The organism is Paracoccus sp. (in: a-proteobacteria), assembly GCF_047973135.1.
Lineage (GTDB): Bacteria > Pseudomonadota > Alphaproteobacteria > Rhodobacterales > Rhodobacteraceae > Paracoccus.
Window position 1 is genome coordinate 1 of record NZ_JBKEBL010000052.1, and the last position, 22,753, is coordinate 22,753.

The window sequence follows — 22,753 nt, forward strand, 5'->3', positions numbered from 1 at the left end:
ACAACGAATTGACATTCCCTCGTTCCTTGCCCTACCAAAAAGCATGGGGCCTGCGGTGGCCTCGTGAGGCGCCAGCCGGAATGCCGCATCCTCTCACCCTCGGACAGGGAAGGATGCCGCCATGGCTTCTCCAACGGAAATCAAACCCTTGCAGCTTGCCCGTCTTGTCGGGACGGATGAATGCCCGGTTATCATTGATGTGCGCATCGACGAGGATGTCGATGACGATCCCCGCATGGTTCCCGGTGCGCGGCGCCATCCCTTCACCGAGGCCACAGCACTTGCCCGTAGCCTCGTTGGCACGAGGGCTCTGGTCTATTGCCAGAAAGGGCTGAAACTCAGTCAGGGCGTCGCGGCGATCCTGCGCGCCGAGGGCGTCTCGGCGGAAACGCTGGAGGGCGGGCATATCGCCTGGCGCGACGCGGGGTTGCCGATGATCGACTCTGCGAAACTGCCACCACGCGATGCGCAGGGCCGGACCGTCTGGGTGACGCGCCACCGCCCCAAGATCGACCGGATCGCCTGTCCCTGGCTGATCCGCCGTTTTATCGACCCCGCCGCGCAGTTTCTCTTTGTCGAGCCTGCCCAGGTGATGCATGTCGCCGAGCGTTTCGACGCCACCCCTTTCGACATTGAGGGCGTGTTCTGGAGCCACCGGGGCGAGACCTGCACTTTCGATACGATGATCGCGGAGTTCGGGCTGAAGATTGAGGCGCTGGACCGGCTTGCCCGGATCGTGCGCGGGGCGGATACCGACCGTCTCGATCAGGCGCCCGAGGCGGCCGGGTTGCTGGCCGCCTCGCTCGGCCTGTCCCGGATGTATCGGGACGATCTCGAACAGCTCGCCGCCGGGATGGCGCTTTACGACATGTTCTACCGTTGGGCGCGCGATGCGACCGGCGAGGGTCACAACTGGCCCGCCGCGCTTGTGAAAGGCTGATCCAATGGCCACGACGATAACGGTCAGCCGGTCCGAGGCGTTCCGGGTCTTCCTGAAGATCGGCCTGCTGTCCTTTGGCGGGCCAGCGGCGCAGATCGCGCTCATGCACCGGATTCTGGTCGATGAACGCGGCTGGCTGACCGAGAAACAATATCTGAACGCGCTGAGCTTCTGCATACTGTTGCCGGGGCCGGAGGCGATGCAACTGGCCACCTATGCCGGCTGGCGTCTGCACGGGATTACCGGCGGGCTGATCGCCGGGTCGCTCTTTGTGCTGCCGGGCGCGATGGTGATCTTCGCGCTGGCGGGGCTTTACGTCGCTTTTGGCGGCGTGCCGCTGGTCGATACGTTGTTTCTGGGGGTGCAGGCGGCGGCGGTCGTGATCGTGGTCGAGGCCCTGTTGCGGGTGTCCCGCCGCGCGCTGAAGAGCCGTTCGCAATGGGTGATCGCCGGGCTGGCTTTCGTGGCGATCTTCTTTCTGGGGGTTCCCTTTCCCGCCATCGTGCTCGCCGCCGGGCTTTACGGCGCCTTCGCGGCGCGGGGGGCGGTGGCCGCCGTTACGCCGCAGCCGCCAGAGGGCGGATTGCGACGCACCGCGCTGACCATCGCCATCGGCCTCGCCGTCTGGTTCCTGCCGCTGATCCTGCTTGGCCTTTTTGGCGGCGCGCCAATCCTGATCGAGATCGGCGCCTTCTTCTCCAGGCTGGCGGTCGTCACCTTTGGCGGCGCCTATGCGGTTCTGGCCTATATGGCGCAGGATGTGGTGACGCGGCTTGGCTGGCTGAGCGCGACCGAGATGATGGACGGGCTGGGGCTGGCCGAGACGACGCCGGGACCGCTGATCCTTGTTACCCAGTTCGTGGGGTTTCTGGCCGGTTACAAGGCGGGGGGCTTTGGTCTCGCCATCGGGGCGGCTCTGGTCACGCTCTGGGTTACCTTCGTGCCGTGCTTTCTGTGGATTTTTGCGGGTGCGCCCTATATCGAGCGCATCTCGGCCCAGCCGCGCCTCTCGGGTGCCTTGGGCGCCATCACGGCGGCGGTGGTCGGTGTGATTCTGAACCTGTCGCTATGGTTCGCGCTGCATGTCGTGTTCGGAACGGTTGCCGAACGACGAGCCGGACCGCTGGTGCTGTGGCTGCCCGATCTGGCGTCGATCAATGTCGTCGCCTTGGCGCTGATTGCCTTGTCGGGGTATCTTCTGCTTCGGCGGCACATGGGGGTTGGCTGGTTGCTGGCCATCTCGGCGGGATTAGCGTTTGCGCATGATGCGGCACTTTCGTGATCGCGTCGGCAATGACCTGACCAGCGCCAAAGGCGACACAAAAAGGTGCTTCCAAACTTGTCTTGAACAACAGCTTTTTATGGTGCCCCGAATGTCGGATTGCCCATAGTGCCGCTATTGCCAAGCCGCTTCGCCGCATGACCACTTCCCGCCCGGCTTGCAGATGCCTTTGCAGGCGCAGCGGGGATCGTGCAGGTGCAGCAATATCCGCGTATTGCCGTCAGACCGGTTTTTGCAAATCGTCCTCGGCATCCTCGGGCGAGATTCCAAGCGCGTCCATCCCGGCCTCCAGCAGGTCGGCAAGCTGTGGTTCGCCCATCAGGTAATCTTCGGTGGGTGTCGTCTGTTCGGCGCGCGCCGTCGCTATGGCCTCGGCCAGTTCGTCGGCGTCGAAACTGTCGCGGCCTATCCACATCACGGCGACCAGACTTGCCTGTTCGTCCTCGTTCAGGGTGCCGATGAAATCGTGCAATTCGCTGCCTGTTCCGTGCTGGCGACGCTCGCCGCCATGGGCCCAGGGGTTCAGGCCGCTGTCATATTCGCGGGCGCGGATGATGACATGGGCGATCTTGTCAGGCGTGATCTGAAGCATGGGCAACCTCCGGGTGCTTGCTGGCACTGTTGTCGCGCCAAGCCGCAGCAGCGTCAATCCTTGCGTCCGAACAGTCGCTCGATATCCGAAAGGCGCAGCTTGACCCAAGTGGGGCGGCCATGGTTGCACTGGCCGGATTTCGGGGTCTGTTCCATCTCGCGCAGAAGGGCGTTCATTTCGTCTGCGCCAAGTCTGCGGCCCGATCGGACCGAGCCGTGGCAGGCCATCGAGGACAGCACCGCGTCGATCCGTGCGCGCAGCCGGTCCGAGGCACCCTGATCGGCCAGATCGTCCAGAATGTCGCGGATCAGCGCGGGCGCATCCAGCCGGGTCAGCATCGCCGGGGCCTCGCGCACCGCCACAGCGCCGCCGCCGAACGATTCGATCACCAGGCCCAGTTCGGCCAGGTCGCCGGCGATGGACATCAGGCGCGCGGCGTCGGGATCAGACAGTTCGACGATCTCGGGGATCAGCAGGGCCTGCGACGGAATGCCGCTGGCCTCTGCCTGCGCCTTCAGACGTTCATAGACCAGCCGTTCATGGGCAGCGTGCTGATCGACGATGACCAGCCCGTCGGCTGTCTGGGCGATTATGTAATTTTCGTGGATCTGCGCCCGCGCCGCGCCAAGGGGCGCATCAGAGGGGGCAGTGGGGGGCACGTCCTCGAACCGGGCCGAAGGTGCCTCGGCAAAGCCCATGACCGGATCGGCGGCGGGGGCCTGCATGTCCAGGCTGGCCCGGATCGCACCGCGCGAGGGGCGGTAATCCATCTGATAGGCATGCCGCTGCGGCACAGGACCGGGTTCGGGGCGAAACGCCGCCAGCGTCGCATCGCCCACGGTCGATGAGGCCCGGTGTCCCGCATTGGCCAGCCCGTGCTTCAGCGCGCTGACCACCAGCCCGCGCGCCGCCGCCGGGTCGCGAAAGCGGACCTCGGCCTTGGCTGGATGCACGTTGACATCGACAAGCTGCGGGTCGCAGGTCAGATACAGCACCGCCGCCGGATGCCGCCCCGAGGCCAGCACATCCATGTAACCCGCCCGCAGCGCCCCGGTCAGCAGCTTGTCGCGCACCGGGCGGCCATTCACATACAGATGCTGCGCCACCGCCGCGCCGCGCGAATAGGTCGGCAGCGCGGCAAAGCCGGTCAGGGTCAGCCCGTCGCGTATCGCGTCGATGGCGAGGGCATTATCGGTGAAATCGCGGCCCATGACGCGGGACAGGCGGGTCTGCAGTGCGCCGAACAATTCGCCCTGTTCGGCATCGGCGCGAAAGATTTCCTTGCCATCGGCGGTCAGGGTAAAGCCGGTATAGGGATCGGCCATGGCCAACCTGCGGACGGTTTCGGCGATCGCCTGCGTCTCGGCGCGTTCGCTGCGCATGAATTTCAGCCGGGCGGGTGTGGCGAAGAACAGGTCGCGCAGCTCGACCGCCGTGCCGGGATTGGCGGCGGCGGGGCGGACAGGGGCGGTCTTGCCCGCCGTCACTGCGATCACCGCGCCATCGGCCCCGCCCGCGCGCGAGGTGATGGTCAGCCGCCCCACCGCCCCAAGCGAGGGCAACGCCTCGCCGCGAAAGCCAAAGCTGCGAATATCCAGCAGGTCGCTGCCGTCGATCTTGCTGGTGGCGTGGCGCGACAGGGCCAGCGGCAGATCCTCGGGCGTCATGCCGCAACCATTGTCGCTGACACGGATCAGCCGCTTGCCGCCTTCCTCGATGGCGATGTCGATGCGGGTCGCGCCTGCATCCAGCGCGTTTTCAACCAGTTCCTTGACCGCCGAGGCCGGACGCTCGACCACCTCGCCCGCCGCGATACGGTTGGCGGTGGTTTCATCCAGTTGCCGGATGACGGGGCGGATATTGGGGGCGTGACTATTCATACCCCCATATCTAGCAGGGCCGGGCGGGTTTCGCCAGCGATTCGCGGTTATCGTGGGGATCAGGTGGAGAAGCAGCCCGCATCCATCCGCGCAAGGGTGCCGATTTTCGGGGCAAAACCGATCCGGTCCAGAATATCAGCCTGAAGGTCGATGCCGGGGGCGATTTCGGTCAGATGCATGCCATCGGGGCGCAGGACAAAGACGGCGCGTTCGGTGACATAGATCGCCTCTTGCCCGCGCCTGATCGCCTGTTCGCCGGAAAATGTGACCTGTGCCACCCGGTCAACCAGCTTGCGCACCGCACCGTGGCGGCCGATCCGCAAGGCCCCTCTGCCGGGTTCGAGCTGCGCGCCTCTGGCATCGAACGTGCCGCAGAAAACAACCTTGCGGGCGTTCTGGGCAATGTCGATGAAACCTCCGGGGCCGACCGGCAATCCGCCCAGCTTCGAGGCGTTCACATCGCCCTGCCCGTCAAATTCGCCAAAGCCCAGAAAGGCGATGTCCAGCCCGCCGCCGGAATAGAAATCGAATTGCGAGGGGCCGTCGATCATGCAGGTCGGGTTGCGGGCATAGCCGAACCGCATGCCGGTCAGCAGCGTGCCGCCATAGGTGCCGTGTTCGATGGTCTGGTGATAGAGGCCCCGCTCGCCTCGGGCCGCGACCAGCGAGGCGATTTCGTCGGGGATGCCAAAGCCGTAATTCACCACCGCGCCCTGCCGCAATTCCTGCCGCGCGCGCCGGGCGATGACCTGCCGGACCGACAGATCCGGCATAGGGGGCGGCGGATCGGCATGGTGCGCCTGCCCGGAAATCGTCGGGTCGTGGATGATGCCATAGCCCTGCCGCTGATCGGGATCGACCACCACCGCATCGACCATCGCCGCCGGAATGCGCACCTGCCGCGCCCCAAGCGAGCCCGCAGGAACGCGGGCGCGGACCTGCACGATCACCACCCCGCCCGAGTTGCGCACCGCCATGGCCATCGCGGCGCTGTCCAGATTGGCGGGTTCCTCGTCAAGGCTGATATTGCCGTCCTCATCCGCAGCCGAGCCTTTCAGCAGGCAGGCATGGACCGGAAAGGGCAGATAGCGCAGATATTCGCGGCCGTCGATTTCGGTCAGTTCGACCAGCGGTTCGGTAGCGGCCTTATTCATGCGCCCGCCCTCGCGGCGCGGGTCGCAAAAGGTTCCCAGCCCGACATGGGTGAACAGGCCAGGCCGGCCAGCGGCGATTTCACGCATCAACTGCATCGCCACGCCGCCGGGCAGCACATAGGCCTCGATCCGGTTTGCGGCGGCCATCTGCTGCATGCGCGGCGACCAGACCCAGTGCCCGCCGATCACCCTCCGGACCATGCCGTCATGCGCAAAGCGGTTCATTCCGGTCTGGTCGCGGTCGCCGATGCCAAGGGCGTGCACCACGGTCAGGTCGCGCGGATGGCCGGTTTCCAGAAACCGCGCCTCGCAGCGTTCATGCAGCAGCGTCGCCTCGCACAGCCCGCCGCCGCCACCGATCAGCCCCACCGTCGCGCCATCGGGGATCAGTGCGACCGATGCCTCGGCGGTCATGAATTTCGCGGCGGCCGTCATGCGGCAAAGGGGTCGTACATGCGACGCCCCCCTTTCAGAAGGGATTTCGCGACCACGCCACGATGGATTTCGCTGGCGCCATCAAAGATGCGATAGATTCGCGCATCGCGGTAATAGCGTTCGATGGGCAAATCCTTTGAAAAGCCCATGCCGCCAAAGATCTGCATCGACCGGTCCACCACCCGGCCCAGGGTTTCGGATGCCTGCACCTTCAGCGCCGAGATTTTCGCACGCGGGTCCAGCCCCTGGTCGATTTCCCATGCGCAGTACCACAGGGCGGTGCGGGCGGCATTGATCTCGATTGCGCTGTCGGCCAGCATCTGCTGAACCATCTGGAACTCGCCCAGGGTCTGGCCGAACTGTCGGCGCTGGCCCGCATGGTCCAGCGTCAGGTCAAGAATCTTCGTGGCCTTGCCGATGGCCCGCGCTGCGACCTGCGCCAGCCGGACCCGGCCAAGCACCGAAAGCGCAAGACCAAGGCCCCGGCCTTCCTGACCCAGCAGATGATCGTCGGTCAGTTCCACATCGTCGAAATGCAGTTCCAGATGGCTGGTGCCGCGAATGCCCATCATCGGCTGGTCGCGCCCGGTCGTGAACCCGGCCATACCCTTGTCCACCAGAAACATCGAGATGCCCCGATGCCCCTTGCCGGGGTCGGTCACGGCGGTCACGACAAAGAAATCCGAAACCGCCCCGTCCGAGATGAAATGCTTCATCCCCGACAGAATCCACCCGTCACCCTTGCGGACCGCCCTTGTGCGGATGCCTGCGGCATCCGATCCGGCCTCGGGCTCGGTAAAGGCGATGGAACAGATCCGCTCGCCCCGCACCGCAGGCAGCAGCCAGCGGTCGATCTGCGCCCCCTTGCAGGACAAGAGCACCTCATAGACATTGCCAAAGGCGCGGCGGATCAGGATGTCGGTGGTGCGGCCGAACTGTTCCTCGACCAGCATCGTGTCCAGCGCCGACAACCCGCCTCCGCCAAATTCCTGGGGGATGTTCATCGCATACAGCCCAAGCGCGCTGGATTTTTCGAATATCCGGCGGGCGACATCTTCGGACAGCGCGCCATCGCGTTCGACCTGATCTTCCAGCGGCTGAAGCTGGTCGGCGATGAAATCGCGCACCGTTTGCACCAGCAGGGATTGTTCGTGTGATAGTGATAGTTCCATGATGCGCCCTCATCCCGAATGCGCCGATGATGACGGAACGGGCGCGATGCGAAAATGGACCGACCATAGCTTTTGTTGGACGGATCGACTGTTTCAGCCGTCCACCCGCCATGTCGCGGAATGCGCGGCACGCCACGCGCCGGGGGATTGCCCCGCACGCCGCGCGAAAAAGCGGTTGAAATAGGCCGGATCGTCAAAGCCAAGGTCGTGGCCGATCTCGGCGACCGTCATTTCCGTATAGGCCAGCAGCCGCCGCGCCTCGACGATCAGGCGGTCATGCAGCACCTGCGAGGCCGGGCACCCCAAAGCGGACTTGCAGGCCGCGTTCAGCCGCTGCGGAGAAACGGCCAGCCGCCGGGCATAGGCGCTTATCTGCTTTTCGCCCCGGAAATCCTGTTCGACCAGATCGCGCAGGCCAGCCGCCAGTTGCAGATCACGCCGGGGCCGCGCCGGTTGCGCCAGCCGGTGCTGAAGCCGGTGCAGCCGGACCAGAATGGTCAGGAACCGGCCCCGCACAGCCATCGCCCAGCCCGGATCCCGTGTGCGGGTTTCGTGCAGGGTCTGGGTGAAATCCGCCGCGACCTGATCGAAGGCATCGCCCAGCCTCCAGACCGCAGGGCTTTGCAGCGCCGACAAAAGCTGCGGCTGGTCCCTGACCAGCGCCTCGGCATAGGTTTTCGCGACGGTGATCGTCATCCCTTCAGAGCCGGGCAGATAGCGGATGCCGTGGACCATGCCTGCCGGATGTACGACCAGCGCGGGTGCGCGCGGCGTCAGGGCAACGCCCTCGATCCGGGTGTCGGCCCCGCCTTTCGTGAACAGCATAAGCTGGATGTGATGGGGATGGTGGTGCGGATGAATGATCCAGTCATGCCGCGAGGAACGTTCGCGCAGTTCTTCGATGTTCAGCGTATCGAGGCCGATATCCCGCGCCTTGTCTCCGTAAAGAAAATAGCCGGGAAGCGCGGCTGGCACCTGCGACATGTCGGTCTGCCTTATCTGGCACGGTTCAACCGAATATCCCTTCAAAGGCGGACCCTGTCCAGATTTCGGCGCTGCGGAAAACTGGACAGGGTGATCGGAAAAGATTCTTTGCGCGGCCCGGCAACAAAGTGGCCCGATCATGCGTTGGGGCCAAATCGCCACCAGAGGAGGTTCAGAATGACCGTCACGATCCCCGTAAACATCGAACAACGTCCGATCGCGGTGATCGGCGCGGGCACACTTGGCAGCCGCATCGCCCTGATGATGGCGACGCAGGGGGCCGAGGTGCGGATCTCGGATCCCGGCGAAGAGGCGCGGGCCAGGGGTGTCGCCTTCGCCAGCGATCATCTTGCCGCTCAGGTCGGGGCGACCAAAGGCGGCAAGGCCGGAAAAATCATCGGTGCCGCAACGCTTGAGGATGCCATCCGGGACGCGTGGATCGTTTTCGAGGCGGTTCCCGAAAAGGTCGAACTGAAGCGCAGCATATTTGGCGATCTTGACCGTCTTGCAGCGGCGGATGCGATTCTGGCCAGCAATTCGTCGTCCTTTCCCAGCTCGGAATTCATCGGCGAGGTCGGCAATCCGGCCCGCGTGCTGAACACGCATTTCATGATGCCGCCGCAGATCAGCTCGGTCGAGCTGATGTCAAGCGGGGCAACCGACGACAGGATCATCGACCTGCTGATGGATCGCTTTCCGCGATACGGGCTGACCCCCTATCACGTGATGCGCGAAAGCGTCGGCTTTATCTTCAACCGCATCTGGGCCGCCATCAAACGCGAATCGCTTGCCGTCGCCGCCGAGGGCGTTGCCACGGCGGAAACCGTGGATCGCATCTTCCGGCAGAATTTCGGCACTGCCGAGGGGCCGTTCCGGATGATGGACGAGGTCGGGCTGGATGTCGTGCTGAACATCGAGGAACATTACGCCTCGATCCGCGAGGGTATTCCCGAGGAACCGCGGCAATTGCTGCGCAGGATGATCGGCGAAGGCCGCCTCGGGCAGAAAAGCGGCAGGGGGTTCTATAGCGATTATAGCTGACGGAAGCCGGTTTGATGATCAAATTGGCGCAGTGAAATTGCCCCATTTTGGTGGATTAAAAGCAAGTAGAACTGAACCATCCGCTTTCGTTAACATCCGCGCAAAAGGTGCGGAGGAAAAATCTGGTGTCATTGATGGAAAGCGTGTCGATGACCAGCCGGAGGGCTTTGGACAGAGGGTATTGGTTGTCCGCCGCGACGATATCGCTGCTGAAGGTCGGCTGGCCGAAGCGTGATCCCGGCACCCGGCGGTTTCTTTGTATCCGGGCGGATGGTGCCTGTTTCAAAAAAAGAGGAACCTGGGTTCATTGAACCCGAATACACTTCGTTGAAAGCGTATAAGGCATTGAAATCATGGTGGGCGGTGAGGGACTCGAACCCCCGGCATCTTCGGTGTAAACGAAGCGCTCTACCAACTGAGCTAACCGCCCCGGTTGACGGTATAGCGACCCGCGTCGGGCTGCGCCAGAGGCTGTTTGACGGCATTTGCCGGCGTAAGGACGGCGCGGACGGGGCATGGGCCAAGCAGGCGGTATATCGCCCGGCTGTATCATTATTGCAACGGCAAGCGGGCAATGCCACGGGTTTCCGGGCGGTACAGAACTTTGTTGTCCGATCAGGGAACCGATGAGGCGTCCGGTCGTTGCGGGGACAGCAAGGTCGATGAATTTCCATCGGCTCACACAAGGGCAATCGAGCCATGATTACCATCCGCCCGATCATTGGTCTGGCTGTGGCGGCGCTGGTCGCCATAGGCGTCCTGAGCGCAGCCGAATCGCGGAACGAGCGTCTACCCGAGGCTGACGAATGCAGCGGGCGATGCAGTTTCAGCGTGGGTGAGGTTCTGCCTGCCGAAGCGGTTGATCTGATCGAGGATCCGGGCCGTTTCGGATTAGGGGCCGAGCCGCGCGACAACCGCTATGCCGTCGCCATGGGCAAGCTGATTCGCATCGATCCGCGCACCTATCAGGTCAAATCGATCCTGCGCCAGCAGGTCGATACGGCACGATAGGTCAGGGTTCGTCCGGGCGGGTCTCGCTGCTGAACAGCCCGCGCAAGCCGCGTGTGACAAGGTTGCCGACCTTTGGCCGGGGTTGTGCCAAGAAGGGCAGGGGGCGGCAAACTTCGATCGCGGCAACGCCGACACGGGCGGTCAGCGCGCCGTTAACCACGCCCTCGCCGAAACGCCGCGACAGCCGGGACAGCACGCCTCCGCCAGCCATGGTGTGAATCAGGTCATCGCCAGCCGCGACCGCTCCGGTGGCGACGAGATGGGTCATCACCGTTCGCGCCAGCCGCCAGCCGCCCACGGTGCCCGCGCGACCGCCATAGATTTCGGCGATGCGCCTGATCATCCGCAGATTGGCCGCCAGTGCCGCTGCGACATCGGCCAGCGCCAGCGGGATCAGCGCGGTGGCGGCGGCGACGCTGCGGGCGGCGGCCTCGATCTCGCGGCGGGCGTCCTGGTCCAGCGGGGCCAGCAGTTCCGTTTCGGCAAGGGTCAGCAGCGATTGCGCGTCGATGGCCTCGGCCCGGTGATCGGCCAGACGGCGCAGGCCCCATTCCAGTTCCGGGCGGCGTTGATAAAGCCGCAGCAATTGACCCGAGACCTGACGCGCCTTGTCCGGACTGTCCTCGGCCAGCGCCACATCCGCCTGACGCTGGATCGCGTCGATCCGGGCAAAGCGCGCCCATGCCCGGTATTCGCGCCACGCCATCGCCAGCGCCGCCAGCGTGAACATGGCGAACAGCGCGATCCCGATCCAGCCCAGCAGCGGATAGCTGGTCATCAGCCGGTTGATGAAATCCAGCGCCGCGATGGACAGAAGAAAGGTCAGCAGCGCGACGCCGGAATTGACGAAAAACCGCGTCAGCCGCGACGGGCGGCGGCCCATCAGCCGTGTCACCATCTCCATGCTGCGGGGCAGGGGCAGGGGCGAGGCGTCGTCGATGGGCGGCGCATCGGCAGGGTTCTGCGCGGTATCGTCCCCGGTTTCCGGGGAGGGAGCGTCAAGGTTGATCAGGACGGGGCCGCGCTTGCGGGGGGTGTCGTCGGTCATAGCCGGTCTCCGATCAGGAATTCGGCGGCGCGGTCCAGCCGGATATGCGGCGGGCCGTCGCCGGGGCGCGCTGTCAGGGGTGCGGGGGCGAAATCCATGATGGCGTAATCGGCATCCAGCCATTCGCCCGCCCCCTCGCGCGCCGGATGCAGCAGGGCCAGCGGGTCGGCTGGCAATTCGCCGGGATAGAACGCCGCCTGCCTGCCATCCAGCAGCCTGCCGCGCACGGCGGGCAGTTCGTCGTCGCCTTGGCGGATGACATCCTCGGTCGTGGCGCGCAGGGCGGCAATGGCCATCGCCTCGGTTCGCGCCCCCGAGAAATCGGCGCGGTCGCGGGCCTCGCGCAGCATGGCCGACAGGATCGCGGTCAGGCGCGGGTGCTGGACATGGTTCAGGTGATCGGCCTTGGTCGCGGCGAACAGGATTCGCTCTACCCGGCGCGTGCCCAGAAGCTGCGCCAGCCACCCGGCGCGACCGGGACGGAATGCGGTCAGGATATCAGCCATGGCGCGGCGCATGTCCTCGACTGCGGGGGGGCCGCGATGGATCGCGCCCAACACATCGACCAGCACGACCTGACGGTCGATTCGGCCGAAATGGTCGCGGAAAAAGGGTTTGACCACGCGCGACTTGTAGGCGTCAAAACGGCGGCGAAATTCGCGGTGCAGCCGGCCCTCGCGCAGCGTGTCGGGCAGAGGCGCAAAGGTCAGCGCGGGTGATCCCGCCATCTCGCCGGGGATCAGAAACCGGCCGGGCGTGCAGTCGGACCAGCCGGCTTCGCGCGTGGCATGCAGATGGGCGGTATAGGTTTCGGCCAGCGCCTGGGCGGCGGGTTCGGCAAAGCCATCCCCCGCACCCAGCCCCGCCAGCGCCGCCAGATAGGCATCGGCACCGGGGCGGCCCGTCATCCGGGACAGAACCTCGACCGACCACTCGGCGAAATCCTTGTCCATCAGCCGCAGATCCAGCAGCCATTCGCCGGGATAATCAACAATATCCAGATGTACGGTCTGCGGCCCGCGCAACCCTGAAAACAGTCCGCGCGGCTGCAACCGCAAAGACAGGCGCAACTGGCTGACATGGCGCGTACCGTCCGGCCAGTGCGGCTCGGGGCCGGTCAGCGCCGCCAGATGCCGTTCAAAGTCAAAGCGCGGCACCGTATCGTCGGGCTGGGGTTGCAGCCAGGCCGTTTTCAGCGTGCCATCGGCGGCGGCGCGCAGCGCATGCATGCGGCCCCGGTCCATCAGATTGGCCACCAGAGAGGTGATGAACACCGTCTTGCCCGCGCGGGACAGCCCGGTCACACCCAGCCGGATGACCGGATCGCCCAGTCCAATCCGCTGCATCAGATTGTCGCCGATACCCATTCCGCCCGTTTTCCCGCCCGCTTTTTCCGGCCTCGTTTCGCCTGAACATAGGGAGGCCGGGAAGGTTTTCATAGGGCGCGCGGCTCTTTCCTGTGCTGGTCGGCTCTGGCATAACCCGGCGGATGCTGGACCGCTTGCCCATAGACGATGCTTTGCCCGCGCTGATAACGGCGCTGGCTGGACATGGCCGCGCGGTTCTGGTCGCGCCACCGGGGGCGGGCAAGACGACGCGGGTGCCGCTGGCGCTGCTGGATCAGGTGCGGGGCCGCATCCTGATGCTGGAACCGCGCCGGCTGGCCGCCCGTGCCGCTGCCGAGCGCCTTGCCGAAGGGCTGGGCGAAGAACCGGGCGGGCGCGTCGGCTATCGCATTCGTGGTGAGTCCGTGCCAGGCAGCCGGATAGAGGTCGTGACCGAAGGCATCCTGACGCGGATGATCCAGTCGGATCCTGCGCTGGAGGGGATCGGCTGCGTCATCTTCGACGAATTTCACGAACGCAGCCTGAATGCCGACCTTGGCCTTGCGCTGGTCTGGGAGGCGCGGGGCGCGTTGCGCGACGATCTGGCCGTGCTGGTCATGTCGGCTACGCTGGATGCCGAACCTGTCGCCGCGCTGCTGGACGGCGCGCCGGTGATCCGGTCCGAGGGCCGGGCCTTTCCGGTCGAGACGCGCTGGCTGGATCAACCAGTGCCCGCCCGTGCCGGGCTTGTTCCCGAGGCGGCGCGGCTGATTCTGCGCGCCGAGGCCGACACGCGCGAAACAGGCGGAACCATCCTTGCCTTCCTGCCCGGCGAGGCCGAAATCCGGCGGGTGCAGGGCCTGCTGGCCGAAACGGGCTGCGAGGTGCTGCCTCTGTATGGCGCGCTGGATCACAAGGCGCAGCGCGCGGCGCTGTTGCCTGCGGGGCCAACCCGGCGGATCGTGCTGGCGACGGCGATTGCCGAAACCTCGCTGACCATTCCCGGCGTGCGTGTGGTGGTGGATGCCGGTCGTGCCCGGCGGGCACGCTTTGATCCGAACAGCGGCATGTCGCGACTGGTGACGGAACGTGCCAGCCGGGCCGAGGCCGATCAGCGGCGCGGCCGGGCGGGCCGCGTCGCGCCGGGCATCTGTTACCGGATGTGGGCGCGCACCGAAGAGGGGGCGCTGCCCGCCTTTGCCCCGCCCGAAATCGCGGTGGCCGATCTGGCCGGGCTGGCGTTGGAGCTGGCGGCATGGGGGGCCGCGCCTGCCGATCTGGCCTTTCTGACCCCACCTCCCGAGGGGGCGCTGGCCGAGGCGCGGGCGCTGCTGACCGGCCTTGGCGCGCTGGACGGCGCGGGCCGGATCTCTGCGCATGGCAAGGCGTTGGCCCGTTTACCGCTGCATCCCCGGCTGGGGCATATGCTGCTGATCGCCGGGGGGCAGGCCGCCAATCTGGCCGCACTTCTGGCCGAGCGTGACCCGCTGCGAGGCGCTCCTGCCGATCTGTCGCTGCGCCTGTCGGCCATCCGCAATCTGCGCGATTTCACGGATCGCCACCCCCACGAGGTCAACCGCGCCACCATCCAGCGCATCCGCGACGAGGCAGCCCGTTTGCGGCGGCTGATCGGCGGGCGCGACCGGCCCGCCATGTCGGCGGGGGCAATGGCGGCGCTGGCCTATCCCGACCGGATTGGCCTGCGACGCAAGGGGGACGACCCGCGCTTTGTGCTGTCGGGCGGCAAGGGGGCGGTGCTGGATGGACTGGACCCGCTGGCGGGGCAGAGGCTGATCGTTGCGGTCGATCTGGATGGCGACCAACGCGAAGCGCGTATCCGCATGGCCGCCATGCTGACCGATGCCGAATTACGCGACCTGTCCGGTGAAGCGATCGCCGAGGTCGAAATCTGCGAATGGTCCCGCCGCGAGGGGCGGGTGCTGGCGCGGCGGCAGGAACGTCTGGGCGCGCTGATCCTGACCGACCGCGCCTGGTCCGACGCTTCGGACGAGGCGGTGGCACAGGCCGCACTTGAGGGGCTGCGCCTCGACGGTCTGACATGGGGCAAGGTGGCGGCGCGGTTGCGGGCGCGGATTGCGCTGGTTCCGGCGCTGGGGCCGGTGGACGATGCCAGCCTGCTGGCCGATGGTGGCTGGCTGTTGCCCTGGTTGGGTCGGGTGCGCAATCTGGCCGATCTGCGCGCGCTGGATCTGACCGAGCCGCTGAAATCGCGGATCGGCTGGGACGGTCAGCAGGCGCTTGACCGCGAGGTTCCGGCGCATTTCGTCACGCCGCTGGGGCGCAGGGTGCCTGTCGATTACGACCACGAAATCCCCTCGATCGAGCTGCGCCTTCAGGAACTGTTTGGCGTCACCCGGCATCCCGTGGTGGGCGGCAGACCCCTGCGGATCAGCCTGCTGTCTCCGGGTGGCAAACCGGTGCAGGTAACGACCGATCTGCCGGGCTTCTGGGCCTCGTCCTATGCCGATGTGCGCAAGGATATGCGCGGCCGTTATCCCCGCCACCCCTGGCCCGAAGACCCGACCGAAGCCGACCCGACCGCCCGCGCCAAGCCACGCGGGACGTGAGTGAACCGCTTGCCGGGAAGGGCCTGCCGCAAGCTGAAGGCAAGGATATCTGACGGAATCCGGCCCGGTGATCAAATTGGCGCAGGGGATCCCGCATGGAAGCATGATCGAAGGCTGCCGCAGGGTTGCCGACCCTGCAACTGCGCTGGCCAGCAGGCAGACCGCCCGCCGCAGGCTTTTGCAGGGGGTCCGGGGGGCGCACAGCCCCCCCGGCCATCGCGGGACGCAAATCTGCGGCGGTGACGTCGAATCCGGGATTTCTGGAAAGCGTGGCGTTGGTGTATCGCCTGTTCACACTCGGCACCTTTCCTTTTTTACCGGGCTTTTGACGCTTTTCGGAAAGGCCTTATACGGGTTTGGCCGATGCGACACCCCCGCGGCGGCAAGGTTTTCCATCTCCGGCTTTTGCAGGAACCGAAACCGCTGCAACGAAACCGGGTTCACTCGACCGCGCGGATCAGTTTCTTGTCAAAGACATTCAGAACCTGTTGCAGATCATGGCCACGCTTGAGGATACGGCCATCCATTGCGATCACCAGATAGGCCCCCTGTGCGCCGCGCAGGCGGGGGCGCTTCTCGATGCGGTAAAGCGGGTGTTCGGTGGCGCGGCGAAAGATGCTGAAGATCGCGGCATCACGCAGAAAGGACATTGCGTAATCGCGCCACTCGCCCGCAGCGACGAAACGGCCATAAACGGTCAGGATCGCGCCCAACTCTGTCCGGTCAAAGACCACGCGGTCGGGATAGGCGGCAAACGGCGGGGCGGCACTCATCATGAGGTGATCGTGGCACCCGGCGGGCGCCAAATCAATCGAAAAGAAAGGGTATGGCGGCGCGATGCGATGCTGGCCCCGCCGCCTGGGTCATCAATAGCAACTGACCTTGGCGATCAGCCCGTCGGGGCCGGTCTCGATATTCAGCCGGTCGGGGCGGAAATCGGCAGTCACCGCGTCATCGGGACCGATGATCCGGGTGCCGTCCGGCAGCTTCAGCCCGTCCAGCACCGATTTCGGCTGACCGACAAGGCCGGTGAACCCTTCGGCCCCGCATTCCTGCGGAAGCTCGGGCGGGGTCGGGGGCTTGGGGGCGGTGTCGTCACATGCGGCCAGAGCCAGCGCCGACAGCAGGGGAAACAGGGTCAGAATACGCATCAGCCGCAATCGATGTTGTAGATGTTGCCGGAAGCGTCGAGACGGAACACGATCCGCTGCGGATTGTATTCCTGCGGTTCGATCCCGCGATATTCGACGACGCGATATTGTTTGGTGATGCCAAGCGTCGGGATGACGCCGCCGGGCTGTGACAGATAGGGAATATATTGCTTGGCACCGCACAGGTCGGGCTGGCGTTCCTCAAGCCCCGAGATGCCCTCGGTCGGAGGCGGGGCGATGGGGGCGGGCTGAACGGCCGGCACCGGCTGCGGCATGGGTTGCTGCGGCACGGGCATGCACCCGGCCAGAAAGGCGGCCGCCATGGCCATGGGCAGGATCGTCGTCTTGATCATCGCTGGTCTGTTCCCTCGGAGGCCTGCGAATGCAGGCGACACATAACTCTGTCGCCTGCTTATATCGCTGACCGCGCCGCTTGAGAACCCGACGCGAAAATCACGTTTCCATCAGGATAATTAAGCCACCGCGATGGATTTCGTGGGGCGCGGCCCGTGATTGCGCTGCGTCGCGCCGTCCGGCGCATAGGCGCGCAGGAACAGGTCGCCTGCGACGCTGGTGACATGGGCGATGGTTTCGTGATCGGGCTTGCCCAGACGCATTACCGCCTTGTCCAGCGTCTGCACGCCACACAGATGGATCAACTGCTCGGCCGCAAGCGCGGTATCGGGGATATCCAGCTCGCCCCGCGCGACGAAATGATCCAGCCTTTCGCGGACCTCGTCGGCCAGAGCCTTGGCGAACAGATCATGATACGTGGTCGCGATCGAGGGAAAGCGCACGGCTTCGCCAACGATCAGCCGCGCCAGTTGCGACCGCCGTTCTGCCGTCAGCCACGACGCGACCGCCAGCGTCAGACGCGGGATGGCGTCAGTCGCCGGCAGACCCTGCGGAACATTGTCCAGCGGATGATCGCGGACGCGGTCCATTTCTGCGCGCACGACCTCTTCGAACATGAGGCGCTTGTCTGGAAAATAGGCATAGAGCGTGGCTTTCGACACACCGGCTGCGCTGGCGATGTCATCGACACTTGCGCCAGCAAACCCATCGCGAACGAATACCCGCCAGGCACCATCACGGACCTGAGCAAATTTACGTCCGGGCGAGACTGTCTTTTTACGAGAAACTTTAATCATACTGATAACTTTCTAAAAGCACACGTTTAAGCTTATTCGAATGAACCCCATAGTCGTATAGCGCTTATGTCGATTCGGCCCTTTCATCGGCAAACTTCTGCGTATTGACGGTAGGTCATGCTCGGGATCTTGCCCATTGACCCCGTCAACGTCTCCAGTTTGACTGATTCTCGGGCGTTCGCCTAGTGTCTGGGCTGAGAAATTAGCCTGCACGAATCGCTTTTAGCTTCGGGAGACAGCATAATGAGCCTGAGACACCCCTCTTTTCGTGACTCCGTGGACCGGATGTTCACCCATGCGGCGAGCCTGATGTCGCTTGCCCCTGGACTGGAGCAAAAGATCCGGGTCTGTAATTCAACCTATACGGTGCGTTTCGGTGTTCGCCTTCGCGGCGAAATACAAACTTTTACCGGTTATCGCTCGGTTCATTCCGAACAGATGGAGCCAGTGAAGGGGGGGATTCGCTATTCTCTGGATGTCACGCAGGACGAGGTCGAGGCGCTGGCGGCGCTGATGACCTATAAATGCGCGCTGGTCGAGGTGCCGTTTGGCGGGTCGAAAGGCGGCCTGTGCATCGACCCGCGCGCCTGGAACGAGGAAGAGCTGGAAAAGATCACCCGGCGCTTTACCTATGAACTGTCGCGCCGCAACCTGATCTCACCCAGCCAGAACGTTCCCGCGCCTGATATGGGAACGGGCGAGCGCGAGATGGCCTGGATGGCGGATGCCTACAAGCGGCTGCATCCCGACGACATCAACGCCCGCGCCTGCGTTACCGGCAAGCCCTTGTCGGCGGGCGGTATTCATGGCCGGGTCGAGGCGACGGGGCGCGGCGTCCAGTATGCGCTGCGCGAATTTTTCCGCCACGACGATGTGATGAAGCGCGCCGGGCTGGCCGACAAGCTGGCAGGCAAGCGCGTGATCGTTCAGGGTCTGGGCAATGTCGGCTATCATGCCGCACAGTTCCTGTCGGTCGAGGACAAGGCGATCATCACCACCGTGATCGAACGCGACGGCGCGATCACCAACCCGCAGGGCATCAATATCGACGCGCTGCGCGGCCATATCGTCGCGACGGGCGGGTTGCGCGGCTTTACCGGCGGCAGCTATCGCGAGGAAGGGCTGGCCGCGCTGGAGGATGAATGCGACATCCTCGTTCCGGCGGCGGTGGAAAGCGTGATCAATGCCGACAACGCGCCGCGCATCAAATGCAAGCTGATCATCGAGGCCGCGAATGGTCCCGTCACCGCCGATGCGGACGACATTCTGAAACGCAACGGTGTGATCATCATCCCCGACATGTATGCCAATGCGGGTGGTGTGACGGTGTCCTATTTCGAATGGGTCAAGAACCTGTCGCAGATCAGTCTTGGCCGTCTTGAGCGTCGCCACGAAGAGGCGCGCGCGCGGCTGCTGATCGAAGAGCTGGAACGGATTTCAGCCGATACGGGTACCAAATTCGAGCTGGCGCGCGGCTTCAAGGAACAGTTCCTGACCGGTGCTGACGAGCTGGAGCTGGTCCGCTCGGGTCTCGACGACACCATGCGCGAGGCGTTCCGCAACATGAAAGAGGTGTGGATGACCAACAGCCGCGTCGATGACATGCGCACCGCAGCCTATGTCGTGGCGATACGGCGGGTGTCGAACATCTATGGCTCGCTTGGGCTGTAAGGCCCGGTCCGGCTCGCAGGTCGTGCCTGCGGGCCGGGAATGCGCCGCCAAGTGCCGCAGCGTTACACCGTGACCTGCCGTTGTGACGCCGGGTTTTGGTTGAGACCAGACCGCGCAATCCTAAGATATGTCGTGGCGCAGGCAGCGGCCTGGGCAGACCATTTTTCCGGCATCAGAGGGGGAACCCGGCATGAGCTACAAGGCACCAGTCGAACAGATCGAATTTATTCTCAGGCATATTGTGCCGTTCAACGAGGTCGCAGCAACAGAGCGTTTCGCCGAAGCGACGCCCGAAACCACAAGCGCGATCCTGAATGAGGCTGGAAAGCTGGCCACGAACACGCTGGCCCCGCTGCACCTGAACGGTGATCAGACGCCCGCTCGGCTGGAAAATGGCAAGGTCCGCTCTTCCCCCGGTTTTGCCGATGCATTCCGCGAAATCGCCACCGGCGGCTGGATCGGGCTTGCCGCCGATCCGGAATATGGCGGGATGGGACTGCCGCAGGTGCTGAACATGTCGGTCGCGGACATGATGTCGGGGGCCAATCTGGCGCTGCAACTGAACCCCTTGCTGACCCAGGGACAGATCGAGGCGCTGGAACATCACGCCAGCGACGAGATCAAGGCGCTGTATCTTCCCCGGCTGACCAGCGGCGAATGGTCGGGCACAATGAACCTGACCGAGCCGGGCGCGGGCAGCGATGTCGGTGCGCTGACGACCAGGGCCGTGGCGAATGGCGACGGTACCTACAGCGTGACCGGGCAAAAAATCTTTATCACCTGGGGTGACAGCGACGTGACCGAAAATGTCTGTCATCTGGTGCTGGCCCGTCTGCCCGAGGGCGGCAAGGGCACCAAGGGAATCAGCCTGTTCATGGTGCCCAAGCTGATCCCGGATGCCGATGGCAAGCCCGGCGTCGCGAACAGCCTCAAGGTCGTCAGCCTTGAGGAAAAGCTGGGTATCCATGGCAGCCCTACCTGCGTCATGAGCTATGAGGGGGCGACGGGCTGGCTGGTCGGCGCCGAGCATGGCGGCATGGCGGCGATGTTTACCATGATGAATTGCGCGCGTCTGGGGGTTGGCATGCAGGGTGTCGGCGTGGCCGAGGCGGCGCTGCAAAAGGCGGTCGCCTATGCGCAGGAACGCGACCAGATGGGTGTGATCGTCAATCACCCCGATGTGCGCCGGATGTTGGCCACCGCGCGGGCCGAGGTCTTTGCTGCCCGTGCCATTGGCCTTGCCTGTGCCGCCGCTATCGACCTGTCCACGGCAACCGGCGACAAGGAACATGCCGCGCGCGCGGCCTTTCTGACCCCGATCGCAAAGGCCTATGGCACCGATGTCGGCTGCCGCGTCGCCGATACCGGCGTTCAGGTTCATGGCGGCATGGGCTATGTCGAGGAAACCGGCGCGGCGCAATATTTCCGCGACGTCCGCATCACCCCTATCTACGAGGGCACGAACGGCATTCAGGCCATGGATCTGGTCGCCCGCAAGATGATGGATGGCGGCGAGGCCGCGATGCGCCTGCTGGATGAAATCCTTGACGATGCCAAGGCCGCGCAGGCCGATCACCCGGATCTTGCCCATGACGTCTGGAACGCGGCAGAAACCCTGCGCGAGGCGACCCTGGCCTTGCTGGAACAGGACATGGCGCAGCGATTTGCCGGGGCGGTGCCCTATCTGAACGCCTTCGCGCGGGTGCTGGGGGCGCATTTTCACCTGCGCGCCGCCCTTGCGGGCGTTCCCGGTCGCGCGGTTCTGGCACGGGTGTACATCAAGCGCGTCCTGCCCCACTATGCCGCCCATCTGGAAGAGGCGCGGGCGGGGCTGGATGATCTGACCGCGCTGAGTGATGAAAACCTGGCCGGAGATTTTGCCGCTTGATCAGAACGCCATTCGAAACTCCGCCTGCCGAAGGGCAGGCGGTCGAGATCGCCGAAGGCGTGCTTTGGCTGCGGCTTCCGCTGCCGATGGCGCTGGACCATGTCAATGTTTATGCGCTTGAGGATGGCGATGGCTGGGCTGTGGTCGATACCGGCATGGATTCGCGCCGCTCGCGCGAGATTTGGGCGGCGCTGCGGGCGGGCCCTCTGGCCGGTCGTCCGGTCAGGCGCGTGATAGGGACGCATCATCATCCCGATCATATCGGGCTGGCGGGCTGGTTCATGCAGACCGACGATGCCGAACTGATGATGAGCCGCACCGCATGGCTGACGGCACGGATGTTGCAGCTTGAGGTGCAGGAACGTCCCACGCGGCAGTCGCTGGATTTCTGGCGGCGGGCGGGCATGCCCGCCGGTCTGCTGGACAAACGGGCCTCTGAACGGCCCTATAACTCGGCCGATATCGTGCACCCGCTGCCGGTGGGCTATACCCGCCTGCACGAGGGGCAGCAGATCAGTTTCGGCGGGCGGCGCTGGCATGTCGCGATGGGCGACGGGCATGCACCCCGTCACGCGACTTTCTGGTCGAAGGACGATGATCTGGTCATCGGGGGCGATCAGCTTCTGCCGTCGATCTCGCCCAATCTGGGGGTCTATCCGACCGAGCCCGAGGCCGACCCGGTCGGCGAATGGTTGGCCAGTTGCGAAAGGCTTCTGCCGCTGGCCGAGGCCCGGCATCTGGTGTTGCCAGGCCACAAGCTGCCCTTCACCGGCCTGCCCGAGCGGCTGCGACAATTGCGCGACAATCATCTGGGCGCGCTGGCCCGGATGGAGGCGGCGCTGCGCGAATCCCCCCGCAGCGCGGTGGGCTGTTTCGATATTCTGTTCAAGCGTCAGATCGGCGAGGCCGAATTCGGGCTGGCGCTGGTCGAGGCGGTCGCACATGTCAATCACCTGCGTGGCAGGGGCGCGATCCGACAGGTTGGCGAAAGCGGCGGCGCGGCCCTCTGGGGGGCGTGAACGTCGCTTGTCAGCAACATCCGGCTTGTCGTCAGAGCCGCGCCGCAGAGTCACAACGGGCTTTCACGCAGAACGCGGCGAAGGGCAGGTCCGGGTCCGACTGATTGATGCTGTGCAAACGATGAATGCCGACTTTCTTCAATACATATCATGTCGATGCCGGTTCCACCCTCATGAACGAGATGCGGGACAAGCCATGGGGGCAGGCGACCTTCTGTTTGACTGATCCGGTGCGACAAGGGGCGATTGGACAAAAATGGCGCGACGTGGTGAAATAACGGGATCGGATTCGCGCGGACAGAATTTTCAGCGGAGGAATTGCCATGAATCCCGACCGTCCCATGATCTTTGGCGACCATGTTTTCAACGAAAGCGGTGCGTTCAACGGAATGATCGGCGGTGACGCGACCGTCGCTCCGGG

Annotated in this window: 19 protein-coding genes and 1 tRNA gene; 8 read left to right on the plus strand and 12 right to left on the minus strand. The window is 64.8% G+C overall.

The features are described 5' to 3' along the window. Positions 1 to 121 precede the first annotated feature (121 nt). Positions 122 to 940 (plus strand): chromate resistance protein ChrB domain-containing protein, encoded by an 819-nt coding sequence (locus tag ACK5L9_RS04835; protein ID WP_416910318.1) that lies wholly within the window; start codon positions 122 to 124, stop codon positions 938 to 940. Positions 941 to 944: 4 nt separating this feature from the next. After that, the gene (gene chrA / locus ACK5L9_RS04840; protein ID WP_416910319.1) at positions 945 to 2,222 is read left to right on the plus strand and encodes a chromate efflux transporter; all 1,278 of its coding nucleotides are present in this window, start codon (positions 945 to 947) and stop codon (positions 2,220 to 2,222) included. Positions 2,223 to 2,442: 220 nt separating this feature from the next. Here the strand turns inward: chrA and ACK5L9_RS04845 are convergent, their stop codons facing one another. From ACK5L9_RS04845 to ACK5L9_RS04865, 5 genes are all read right to left on the minus strand, one after another. After that, positions 2,443 to 2,814 carry a DUF3775 domain-containing protein gene (locus ACK5L9_RS04845; RefSeq protein WP_416910320.1) on the minus strand — a complete coding sequence of 124 codons (372 nt, stop codon included), beginning with the start codon at positions 2,812 to 2,814 and terminating at the stop codon, positions 2,443 to 2,445. Positions 2,815 to 2,867: 53 nt separating this feature from the next. Beyond that, positions 2,868 to 4,694, minus strand: coding sequence for a DNA mismatch repair endonuclease MutL (gene mutL, locus ACK5L9_RS04850; protein ID WP_416910321.1), 1,827 nt, complete (start codon positions 4,692 to 4,694; stop codon positions 2,868 to 2,870). 59 nt (positions 4,695 to 4,753) lie between these two features. After that, entirely contained in the window at positions 4,754 to 6,283 is a 1,530-nt protein-coding gene (locus tag ACK5L9_RS04855) for an acyl CoA:acetate/3-ketoacid CoA transferase (protein ID WP_416910322.1), read from the minus strand. After that, the gene (locus ACK5L9_RS04860; protein WP_416910323.1) at positions 6,280 to 7,455 is read right to left on the minus strand and encodes an acyl-CoA dehydrogenase family protein; all 1,176 of its coding nucleotides are present in this window, start codon (positions 7,453 to 7,455) and stop codon (positions 6,280 to 6,282) included. The genes ACK5L9_RS04855 and ACK5L9_RS04860 overlap by 4 nt, the downstream gene beginning before the upstream one ends. A 93-nt stretch (positions 7,456 to 7,548) precedes the next feature. Then, the gene (locus ACK5L9_RS04865; RefSeq protein ID WP_416910324.1) at positions 7,549 to 8,439 is read right to left on the minus strand and encodes a helix-turn-helix domain-containing protein; all 891 of its coding nucleotides are present in this window, start codon (positions 8,437 to 8,439) and stop codon (positions 7,549 to 7,551) included. Between the two features lie 177 nt (positions 8,440 to 8,616). Between ACK5L9_RS04865 and ACK5L9_RS04870 the strand changes: the two genes are divergently transcribed. Next, a complete protein-coding gene (locus tag ACK5L9_RS04870; RefSeq protein ID WP_416910325.1) occupies positions 8,617 to 9,480 on the plus strand; it encodes a 3-hydroxyacyl-CoA dehydrogenase family protein in 864 nt (287 codons plus the stop codon). A gap of 354 nt (positions 9,481 to 9,834) precedes the next feature. Here the strand turns inward: ACK5L9_RS04870 and ACK5L9_RS04875 are convergent. Then, positions 9,835 to 9,910, minus strand: a tRNA-Val gene (locus ACK5L9_RS04875). Between the two features lie 269 nt (positions 9,911 to 10,179). Between ACK5L9_RS04875 and ACK5L9_RS04880 the strand changes: the two genes are divergently transcribed. Next, entirely contained in the window at positions 10,180 to 10,491 is a 312-nt protein-coding gene (locus ACK5L9_RS04880) for a hypothetical protein (RefSeq protein ID WP_416910326.1), read from the plus strand. Position 10,492: 1 nt separating this feature from the next. Here ACK5L9_RS04880 and ACK5L9_RS04885 read toward each other — a convergent pair whose 3' ends face one another. Continuing rightward, positions 10,493 to 11,539: a YcjF family protein gene (locus ACK5L9_RS04885; protein WP_416910327.1), complete on the minus strand. Its 1,047-nt coding sequence runs from the start codon at positions 11,537 to 11,539 to the stop codon at positions 10,493 to 10,495. Continuing rightward, positions 11,536 to 12,906: a YcjX family protein gene (locus ACK5L9_RS04890; RefSeq protein ID WP_416910328.1), complete on the minus strand. Its 1,371-nt coding sequence runs from the start codon at positions 12,904 to 12,906 to the stop codon at positions 11,536 to 11,538. The genes ACK5L9_RS04885 and ACK5L9_RS04890 overlap by 4 nt, the downstream gene beginning before the upstream one ends. Positions 12,907 to 13,028: 122 nt before the next feature. On the opposite strand from ACK5L9_RS04890, the gene hrpB reads away from it, so the two are divergent. Next, positions 13,029 to 15,452, plus strand: a complete 2,424-nt coding sequence (hrpB, locus tag ACK5L9_RS04895; RefSeq protein ID WP_416910335.1) for an ATP-dependent helicase HrpB — start codon at positions 13,029 to 13,031, stop codon at positions 15,450 to 15,452. A 440-nt stretch (positions 15,453 to 15,892) separates the two neighbouring features. Here hrpB and ACK5L9_RS04900 read toward each other — a convergent pair whose 3' ends face one another. The 4 genes from ACK5L9_RS04900 to ACK5L9_RS04915 form a co-directional block, all read right to left on the minus strand. After that, positions 15,893 to 16,225 (minus strand): DUF2794 domain-containing protein, encoded by a 333-nt coding sequence (locus ACK5L9_RS04900; RefSeq protein WP_416910336.1) that lies wholly within the window; start codon positions 16,223 to 16,225, stop codon positions 15,893 to 15,895. A 93-nt stretch (positions 16,226 to 16,318) separates the two neighbouring features. Next, positions 16,319 to 16,603, minus strand: coding sequence for an I78 family peptidase inhibitor (locus ACK5L9_RS04905; protein WP_416910329.1), 285 nt, complete (start codon positions 16,601 to 16,603; stop codon positions 16,319 to 16,321). Further along, complete coding sequence (locus ACK5L9_RS04910) at positions 16,603 to 16,956, minus strand: hypothetical protein (RefSeq protein WP_416910330.1); 354 nt, start codon at positions 16,954 to 16,956, stop codon at positions 16,603 to 16,605. Before ACK5L9_RS04910 ends, ACK5L9_RS04905 begins: the two co-directional genes overlap by 1 nt. Positions 16,957 to 17,076: 120 nt before the next feature. Continuing rightward, on the minus strand, positions 17,077 to 17,754 hold the full coding sequence (locus ACK5L9_RS04915; protein WP_416910331.1) for a TetR/AcrR family transcriptional regulator: 678 nt from the start codon (positions 17,752 to 17,754) through the stop codon (positions 17,077 to 17,079). A gap of 243 nt (positions 17,755 to 17,997) precedes the next feature. On the opposite strand from ACK5L9_RS04915, the gene ACK5L9_RS04920 reads away from it, so the two are divergent. The 3 genes from ACK5L9_RS04920 to ACK5L9_RS04930 all read left to right on the plus strand — a co-directional run bounded on the left by ACK5L9_RS04920 (position 17,998) and on the right by ACK5L9_RS04930 (position 22,332). After that, positions 17,998 to 19,425, plus strand: coding sequence for a Glu/Leu/Phe/Val family dehydrogenase (locus ACK5L9_RS04920; RefSeq protein ID WP_416910332.1), 1,428 nt, complete (start codon positions 17,998 to 18,000; stop codon positions 19,423 to 19,425). A gap of 190 nt (positions 19,426 to 19,615) precedes the next feature. Continuing rightward, positions 19,616 to 21,313 carry an acyl-CoA dehydrogenase gene (locus ACK5L9_RS04925; protein ID WP_416910333.1) on the plus strand — a complete coding sequence of 566 codons (1,698 nt, stop codon included), beginning with the start codon at positions 19,616 to 19,618 and terminating at the stop codon, positions 21,311 to 21,313. After that, positions 21,310 to 22,332: an MBL fold metallo-hydrolase gene (locus ACK5L9_RS04930; protein ID WP_416910334.1), complete on the plus strand. Its 1,023-nt coding sequence runs from the start codon at positions 21,310 to 21,312 to the stop codon at positions 22,330 to 22,332. Before ACK5L9_RS04925 ends, ACK5L9_RS04930 begins: the two co-directional genes overlap by 4 nt. The last annotated feature ends 421 nt before the right edge of the window (positions 22,333 to 22,753 follow it).